Below are 1,480 nucleotides of genomic sequence, written 5' to 3'. Positions count from 1 at the left end.
TCAACAAATTCAACCGTATTGTTTCGTAATTTTAGTACAGATTCCCTTACAGCGTAGATTTCTCTGATAGAGTGAGCAAAGTAAAATGACGAAGTTCCGTCAAGCCCGCTTAAGTCACCACGCTTGTTATGAATCGACATATCCTTGATCTGTATGCCGGCGATATCAAGATAAACTTCCATATCGGTAATCATGAAGTAAGCACTCCATGTTATCTTAGAATTCGCGTCACCAATACCGGTTCCTTGGGAAGCCTCAAATGAATCTATATCTCCATCACCATTCAGGTCTTCAGCACCAAAACCATTGCCGTTGTTCGATATATGTAAATCCTCAGGACCAAGGTATCCCTTCATCTTAAGGTTACTAATTAAGGTAGTAGTCCCATCTTCGCCTTCGTGCACACCAGTCGAATGGTTAGCATTAATGTCTAAACCTGCATTACCTATTGTGTAATCACTTCTAGCTATCCCGATTGCGTCAATTTCAAACGCAAAATCAACTGCGTGCTCAGTCATTAACTCAAAAGTATCGTAATCGTCAGTTTCGTATCGATTATTTGCTATGAAAGCCGCTTGGCCGCCCTCAACTTGCCAAGGGTCAGTTATATCGAAGTGAATAACCAAGTCACCGTCTTGATAAGTTTTCTTATCGTCGATAGCAAGATCTCTCTCAGAGTCATAGCCATTTGCCACGTCTTGAAATCGAGTATCTATATTGCCTGCATCGACATATAGCTGTGCGTAGTCACGCATTTTAGAAAAACCATAGTCCAGAACATTGTCGCCAGGGCTTGAGCCATCGCCAGCAACATCAATCTCTAAACGAAGGTTGTCCATGAAGTATTGAGAGGAGGAAGGATCATGCAAATCATGCCCCCCCATTCGAATGCCTTGCAGTAATAGAAAACCAGCATCTTTATACGCAAACTCGCCAATCTCATAGCGTGCCTCGACGTCAATAGTCAATCCAGCTTGACCAGTAACGTTTTGCAAATCTTGATCTTCTAACTTTATGAACTCAGCGTTTGCCCCATTAGAAATTGCACCAATTGCAACAACTAAACTGAGCCTATTAAACGTGTTCATTACTTATCTCCGAGTAGAACTTAGTTCCCTCGAAATACAACACATACTTTCGAGCAAGTAACTTTTATTTATTATTATTCGTCACACTAACTTAATTCACAAAATTTTTCAATGGGCGTTTTTTAATCGATCTAGCTTGCTCTCTTGATCATTAGCACACCAAAAGTAACGCACGCCAATATTGGTAGAACCGTTGCTACAATCGGCTCAAATCCGAATACCATACTCGCAGGTCCTAACAAATCTTGAACATACTTAAAAGTCAGACCAACGATTAAGCCGACAAAGACTCTAGTCCCCATAGCGACACTTCTTAACGGCCCAAATACAAAAGAAATCGCCACTAAAACCAAAGATAAAGTCGTTAGCGGCTGGAGAGCTTTTTTCCAAAA

2 protein-coding genes are annotated in these 1,480 nt (G+C 41.1%); both read right to left on the bottom strand.

The features are described 5' to 3' along the window. Nucleotides 1-1,088, bottom strand: a 1,088-nt coding sequence (locus A3738_RS10610) for a DUF6160 family protein (RefSeq protein WP_068763589.1), incomplete at its 3' end; no start/stop codon positions are given. A gap of 131 nt (nucleotides 1,089-1,219) precedes the next feature. Continuing rightward, nucleotides 1,220-1,480 (bottom strand): LptF/LptG family permease (locus tag A3738_RS31945; protein ID WP_231876614.1); only part of this gene is annotated, 261 nt, incomplete at its 5' end.

The sequence above is a fragment of the Oleiphilus sp. HI0066 genome (genome assembly GCF_001635725.1).
The sequence above is the reverse complement of the archived record's forward strand: the minus strand, read 5'-3'. Positions and strand labels throughout refer to the sequence as shown.